The organism is Streptomyces sp. NPDC058291, assembly GCF_042880855.1.
In the GTDB taxonomy this organism is placed as follows: domain Bacteria; phylum Actinomycetota; class Actinomycetes; order Streptomycetales; family Streptomycetaceae; genus Streptomyces.
Window position 1 is genome coordinate 21,426 of sequence record NZ_JBHVYK010000031.1, and the last position, 6,026, is coordinate 27,451.

Annotated in this window: 6 protein-coding genes; 2 read left to right on the plus strand and 4 right to left on the minus strand. The window is 74.3% G+C overall.

What is annotated here, in order from left to right:
• Positions 1–299: 299 nt before the first annotated feature.
• Positions 300–1,247 carry an FkbM family methyltransferase gene (locus ACFVYK_RS17860; protein WP_389774601.1) on the minus strand — a complete coding sequence of 316 codons (948 nt, stop codon included), beginning with the start codon at positions 1,245–1,247 and terminating at the stop codon, positions 300–302.
• 195 nt (positions 1,248–1,442) lie between these two features.
• A complete protein-coding gene (locus ACFVYK_RS17865) occupies positions 1,443–2,003 on the minus strand; it encodes an NAD(P)H-dependent oxidoreductase (protein WP_389774604.1) in 561 nt (186 codons plus the stop codon).
• Positions 2,004–2,121: 118 nt separating this feature from the next.
• On the opposite strand from ACFVYK_RS17865, the gene ACFVYK_RS17870 reads away from it, so the two are divergent.
• Positions 2,122–2,841 (plus strand): TetR/AcrR family transcriptional regulator, encoded by a 720-nt coding sequence (locus ACFVYK_RS17870; RefSeq protein WP_389774606.1) that lies wholly within the window; start codon positions 2,122–2,124, stop codon positions 2,839–2,841.
• A gap of 25 nt (positions 2,842–2,866) precedes the next feature.
• Here the strand turns inward: ACFVYK_RS17870 and ACFVYK_RS17875 are convergent, their stop codons facing one another.
• Positions 2,867–3,997: an FAD-dependent oxidoreductase gene (locus ACFVYK_RS17875; protein ID WP_389774609.1), complete on the minus strand. Its 1,131-nt coding sequence runs from the start codon at positions 3,995–3,997 to the stop codon at positions 2,867–2,869.
• Complete coding sequence (locus tag ACFVYK_RS17880) at positions 3,994–4,689, minus strand: TetR/AcrR family transcriptional regulator (protein WP_389774611.1); 696 nt, start codon at positions 4,687–4,689, stop codon at positions 3,994–3,996. The genes ACFVYK_RS17875 and ACFVYK_RS17880 overlap by 4 nt, the downstream gene beginning before the upstream one ends.
• Positions 4,690–4,805: 116 nt before the next feature.
• Here ACFVYK_RS17880 and ACFVYK_RS17885 point away from each other — a divergent pair, with 116 nt between their 5' ends.
• Positions 4,806–5,855 carry a LacI family DNA-binding transcriptional regulator gene (locus ACFVYK_RS17885; protein ID WP_389774614.1) on the plus strand — a complete coding sequence of 350 codons (1,050 nt, stop codon included), beginning with the start codon at positions 4,806–4,808 and terminating at the stop codon, positions 5,853–5,855.
• Positions 5,856–6,026: the final 171 nt, after the last annotated feature.

A 6,026-nucleotide genomic window follows, 5' to 3' on the forward strand; every position in this document is an offset into this window, starting at 1 on the left:
CACGCGGGGCGCGGATGCGCGGCGGGCCCGGGCCGCCCGTGTCGGGTGTGCCGGCCGCCTTCGTGAGCACCGCCGTACGGCGGAACGTGCCCGCCATTCGGCGGGTGACACCGCCCCCGGCCTCGCGCCTCGCCAGGACATGACCTTCGTTCACCTGGGCGGTGGCAGCGGTCGCGTCCGCGCGACGACCCCGTCCCCGTCCCCGCGCGAGGCGGGGCTCCCAGTTCAACCGGCGGCCGCAGTTCCACCGGTCGTGCGTCGAGGCCTTCGCGGAACTGCCCTGCGCCGCGTCCGCATGCCTACGGTGTGGGCGCCGCGTCCGCGCGCATCAGCACGCAGTCGAACTCGATCACCCGTCCCGTGGTCGCCTCGCGCGTCACCGGATAGATCCCGGTGATGCCGAAGCCCGCCCCCTCGTACGTCGCGACGGCCTCGCCCATGCCGGGGCTGCCGTCGTACAGCTTCAGCACCGCGACCTCGGACTGCATGCCCACGAACTGCGCGATCCGCTCACCGCCTCCGGCGAACACCTCCAGGTCGTATCCCTGGGTGTCCATCTTGAGGAAGGGGCGCGGCTCGTCGAGGCCCTCCAGCGCCTCGTCCATGACGTCCGCCAGCCGGCGCACCCGGATCTCCTCGGTGTCGGCCTTGGTGAAACGGCTGTAGCGGCCCTTGCCGTAGTCGCTCGCCGACAGCAGGGAGTTCATGGTCTTCCACCCGACGTGGATCTCCGCCGTCGTCTCCTCGCGGCCGAGTCCGTACTGGTACACCTGCCAGGCGGGATCGTCGGCGGCGGCCTTCTCCAGCCGGGCGAACGTCTCCGACGTGGGCTCGAACGACACGATCCGGCCGGTGTAGCCGAGCTTGCGCAGCCGCTTGGCGTACTGGCCCGTGTTGGCTCCGACGTCGAACACGCAGTTGACGCCGTACAGCTCCAGCATCGCGGTGACGTGCTGGGTGCACAGGTACTCGGCGGCCGCCAGCTGCAGCTTGCGCTCGTCGCGCCGCCCCGGGGCTTCCATGAGGAGGAGGGCGTCGGTGTCGCCCAGGCGCACCGCCTCGCCTTCCACGACTGCGGGCCGCTCGCCGTCGCGTGTCCGCCGCAGCACCCAGGTGTCCTTGCCCGCGCGGGTCGCCCGGTACGGACGACCGCGCCGGGCGACCACCGCCGTGCCCGGTGCGAGGTCGGTCACCTGGACGCCGATGCGGGGCATCAGCGCCAGCAGTCGTCGATAAATGGTCTGCATGCACCAGCCCTATCAGACGGGTGGGCGAGCGGTCTGCGGCTTTGACGACTTTCGCCCGTCCATCCACTGGACGGCGCGGGTCCGCCGGTCTCCCGGGGCGCCGGACGGCGGGAACCGGCGGACGGCCGGAACGGCCGGAACGGGGCCCGGAGAGTTCTCCGGACCCCGTTCGTCACCTGCGGGGCAGGACGGTGCTCAGGCGGCGACCTCGCCCGCGTGGCCGTGCAGACGGGCCACGACCTCGGTCAGCTGCGCGGCGACCTCGGCGTCGTCGACCGGGTGGGTCTCGGCGAAGCGGGTCAGGGAGCCCGGGATGGAGAGCTTGAGGTCCTCGATCACCTTGCCGCCGGCGATGCCGACGGCCTTGCGCGCCTCGTCCTGCGCCCACACGCCGCCGAACTGGCCGAACGCGGTGCCGACCACGGCGACGGGCTTGCCGCCGAAGGCGCCGGCGCCGTACGGGCGGGACAGCCAGTCGATGGCGTTCTTCAGGACGGCCGGGATGGTGCCGTTGTACTCGGGGGAGAAGAGCAGGAAGGCGTCGGCGGCCTGGGCGGCCTCGCGCAGCTTGGCGGCGGCGGCCGGGACGCTGCCCTCGACGTCGAGGTCCTCGTTGTAGAAGGGGATCTCCCCCAGGCCTTCGAAGAGGTCGACCTCGGCGCCCTCGGGAGCGACCTTGACGGCCGCCTCGGCGAGCTGGCGGTTGGTCGAACCGGCGCGAAGGCTGCCGACGAGCGCAAGGATGCGGACAGACATGGGTACTCCCAGAGGCTGATACATAGTCGTCATGAATACGGACCGAGGTCCGTTTAAAGTTCTAGCACCACAAACGGACCGCGGTCCAGTTACATTCCCCGTGCTTTACGCTGAGTTCATGTCCGCCGTTCTGCCCCCCTGTCCGGAGCCCGAGGAAGCTGTCGGCGAGCCCGAGCTGCTGCACCTCGGGCCCTTCGACGACGAGCCCTGTCTGCGCGCCGACGCGGCCCGCAACCGGGCCAGGCTGCTGGACGCCGCCGCACGGCTGATCGCCGAGCACGGCGCGGCCGGGGTCACGATGGACGCGGTGGCGAGCGCGGCGAACGTCGGCAAGGGCACGGTCTTCCGCCGCTTCGGCGACCGCACCGGGCTGCTCAACGCGCTCCTGGACCACTCCGAGCGCAACTTCCAGGCCGCCTTCCTGAGCGGCCCCCCGCCGCTGGGGCCGGGCGCGCCGCCCGCGGAGAGGCTGCGCGCGTTCGGCGTCGCCATGCTCCGGCGCACCGTCGACGAGCTCGACCTGCAGCTGGCGGCCGAGCCCGGCGCGGAGCGCCGGTACTCCGTGCCGCCGCGCCGCGTCCATCTCGGCCACCTGACGATGCTGCTGCGCCAGGCCGTGCCCGACGCGGACGCCGAGCTGCTCGCCCACACGCTGATGGGGTACCTCAGCCCCGTCCTGGTGCATCACCTCACCCGGCAGTGCGCCATGCCGCCGGCCCGGCTGGAGGCCGGCTGGAGCGAGCTGATCGACCGGGTGACGAGCGGCACGCGGGTCGGCGAAGACGTCGTCGGGCCAGCGCTGAACGGGACGAGCGGTGACGCGCCCGGTCAGGGCTGAGCGGGGCGAGCGGTGAGGGGCCGACTCAGGGGTGAGCGGTGAACAGGTCGACGACGGGCTGCGGCGCGTTCTCGGCGAACAGCGCCGTGCCGTTGTCGGCGGACGCGGCCGCCGCGTCCGCGCTGCGCGGGAACAGCCGCTCCTCGTAGGCGGCGAGCGCGGCCTCGGGCTCGCCCGGATGCGCCACCAGGGCCTCGCCCAGTTCGGCGCCGTCCAGCATCGCGAGGTTGGCGCCCTCGCCCGCGAACGGCGACATCAGGTGGGCGGCGTCGCCGAGCAGGGTGACGCCGGGCACGCGCTCCCAGCGGTGGCCGACCGGCAGGGCGTGGATCAGACGCGGCGCCAGCGGCCCCGGGGCGTCGGCGACCAGGGCCCGCAGGCTCTTGTCCCAGTCGGCGAAGTGCTCCAGCACGTACGCCTTGGCCGCTTCCGTGTCGGCGAAGTCCACGCCGGCGGACCAGTCCTCGGCGACCCGCAGCGCGGCGTAGACGTGCAGGCCGCCGTCGGGCTCGCGGTGGGCGAGGAAGCCCCTGCCGTGGCCGAGCGCGAAGAGGAGCCCGCCGCCGACGACCTCGGCGCTCACCGGGTGGCGCGCGTCCGCGTCCGGCAGATCCGCCTCCACGAACGACACGCCCGTGTACGCGGGCCGGGCGGGGGACACCAGCGGCCGGATCCGCGACCAGGCGCCGTCGGCCCCGATCAGCAGGTCGGCGGTGAAGGCGGCGCCGTCCGCGAGGGTCACCTCGTGGCGGCCGCCGCCCAGCGCGCGGGCGCCGGTGACCTTGGCGCCCCAGCGGACCGTTCCGTCGGGCAGTGAGCCGAGCAGGAGGTCGCGCAGGGCGCCCCGGTCGACTTCGGGACGTCCGCCGGTTCCCTCGTCGGTCTCGGCGTGGCGGACCACGGCGTCCTTGTCGAGGACCCGGACGGCCTCGCCGCCCGGCAGGACCAGCGCCCGGAACTGCTCGTGCAGCCCGGCGGCGCGCAGGGCGAGCTGGCCCGAGTCCTCGTGGATGTCCAGCATGCCGCCCTGGGTGCGGGCGGCGGGGGAGGCGTCGAGGTCGAAGACGGCCGCCTCGACGCCGTGGGCGTGCAGCACCCGGGCGAGGGTGAGGCCGCCGAGTCCGGCGCCGATGATCGCTATGGGGTGGTGCCTCATGGTGAGGTCTCCTTCGTCGGTCGGTCGGGTACGGCGGTGCGCTCGATGCCGTTGATCAGGGTCTTGATCCCCCAGGACAGCCGGGCCTCGGGCGGCCCCGACAGCAGGGGGCCGGCCAGGGCGGCGATGTGCGGGTGGGTCCGCTCCGACGCCTCGTGCACCGCCTGCCGCAGGGCGTCCCAGTCCTCCTGCGAGGCCTCGTCGGCGTGCTCGGCGGCCGTCGCGGTGGCGTGCTGGAGCAGCAGGTCCACGCCCCACGCGGCCTGCGCGGCGGGTGTCCCGCCCTCTTCGAGCAGGGCCAGCAGGGTCTCGATCAGGTTCAGGTAGTGCGGGCCGCTGGGCCGGGCGGTGAGCGCCGAGCGGGCCAGGTCCGGGTACTCCAGGAGCATCGCGGTGTACGCGGTGAGCACCCGTTCCAGCCGCTCGCGCCAGGAGCCGTCGGCCGGGGGCGGGCCGACCGTGCCGAGGAGCTCGTCGAGCACCGCGGCGTGCAGCTCCGCGGTGTTGCGGACGTACACGTAGAGGGAGGCCGGGCCGGTGTCGAGCTCCTCGGCCAGGCGTCGCATGGTGACCTTGCGCAGGCCTTCGGCGCGCAGCACCGCCACGGCGGCGGCCACGATGCCCTCCCTGGTCAGGGCGGGCTTGGCGGGCCGCTCACGGCGGCTGCGCGGGGGGTCGGGACGTGCTGTCATGCCTCCACCATAGCGAACATGTTCGTTCCGAACGAGTACGTCACGAACATGTTCGTTGACGGGGCGTCGGATGACGGCGTCCCCCGCCCCGAACCTCCCGCACGGCTTCTGCCAAGATGCCGTACGTCATGGTGCAGATACCGAACACGCCCGCGCCGACGAAACCGCCGGCCCCGCGCCCCGTGCCCACGAGCGCCGACGTGGCCCGCCTGGCCGGCGTCTCGCGCGCGACCGTCTCCTACGTCCTCAACAACACCGGCGCCGTACGCATCAGCGAGCCCACCCGCCGTCGGGTCCGTCAGGCGGCCGAGGAGCTCGGGTACGTGCCGCACGCGGCCGCCCGCACCCTGCGCGCCGGACACAGTCGTGTGGTCCTGATGCCGACCCTGCCCGTCCCGGCCGGCCCGCTCTACAGCCGGTTCGTGCACGACTTCCAGGGGGCGCTCACCCGCCTCGACTACACCGTCGTGCAGTACGGCGCCACCGGGCTGCGCGGCGACGAAGCCGCGCGGGCGTGGGCCGAACTGCGGCCGGTCGCCGTGCTGGTGCCCACCCCCGGCATCGGACCGGAGGGGGTCGCCGTCCTCAAGCGCTCCGGCGCGCGCGCCGTGGTGACCCTCAGCCCCGCGCCGGTCGAGGGCGCCCACGCGCTGCGCCTGGACCATGCCGACGTCGGCCGAGGCGCCGCCGCGCACCTGCACGCGCGCGGCCGTCGCCGGATCGGGGTGGTCGTCCCCGAGGAGCGGGGCATGGAGGTGTTCTCCGCGCCCCGGCTGCAGGGCGCGCGCGAGGCCCTGGTCGGCACGGAGGCCACGGTGACCGAGCTGTCCCTCGCCTACAGCGAGGAGTCGGCGGCCGCCCTCGCCGCCCGCTGGCCCGCTCTCGGCCTCGACGCCGTGTTCGCCTACAACGACGAGTACGCCATGCTGCTGATGCGCGCCCTGCAGGAGACGGGTCTGCGCGTCCCCGAGGACGTCGCGGTCGTCGGCGCCGACGACCTGGTGCTGGGGCGGCTGCTGAGTCCCCGGCTCAGCACCGTGCGGATCGCGCTGCCCTCGGGGCGTGACCTCGCCTCGCTGGTCGACCGGGCCGTCCGCAACCCCGCGGCCGCCCCCGAGTCGCACGAGCCGTTCGGGGCCACGGTCGTCCACCGCGACTCCAGCTGAACCGGGGCTCCGACCGGCGATCCGACCCGCCCGCACGTCGAGTCCCGTGCGGGCGAGGCCCCTTGCCGCGGAAGCGACGGGACGCGGTCTCCTGCGGGGCGGCCGCCCGGCCGGTGTCCGCCCGCCCCGGGTCGGCCCCGCGACGGGTGTCCCGGGTCGGCCCCGCGACAG

Coding starts and splice junctions, on each gene's coding strand:
- ACFVYK_RS17865 (WP_389774604.1), bottom strand. CDS start 2,003: ATGTCTGTCCGCATCCTTGCGCTCGTCGGCAGCCTTCGCGCCGGTTCG.
- ACFVYK_RS17860 (WP_389774601.1), bottom strand. CDS start 1,247: ATGCAGACCATTTATCGACGACTGCTGGCGCTGATGCCCCGCATCGGC.
- ACFVYK_RS17875 (WP_389774609.1), bottom strand. CDS start 3,997: ATGAGGCACCACCCCATAGCGATCATCGGCGCCGGACTCGGCGGCCTC.
- ACFVYK_RS17870 (WP_389774606.1), top strand. CDS start 2,122: ATGTCCGCCGTTCTGCCCCCCTGTCCGGAGCCCGAGGAAGCTGTCGGC.
- ACFVYK_RS17880 (WP_389774611.1), bottom strand. CDS start 4,689: ATGACAGCACGTCCCGACCCCCCGCGCAGCCGCCGTGAGCGGCCCGCC.
- ACFVYK_RS17885 (WP_389774614.1), top strand. CDS start 4,806: ATGCCGTACGTCATGGTGCAGATACCGAACACGCCCGCGCCGACGAAA.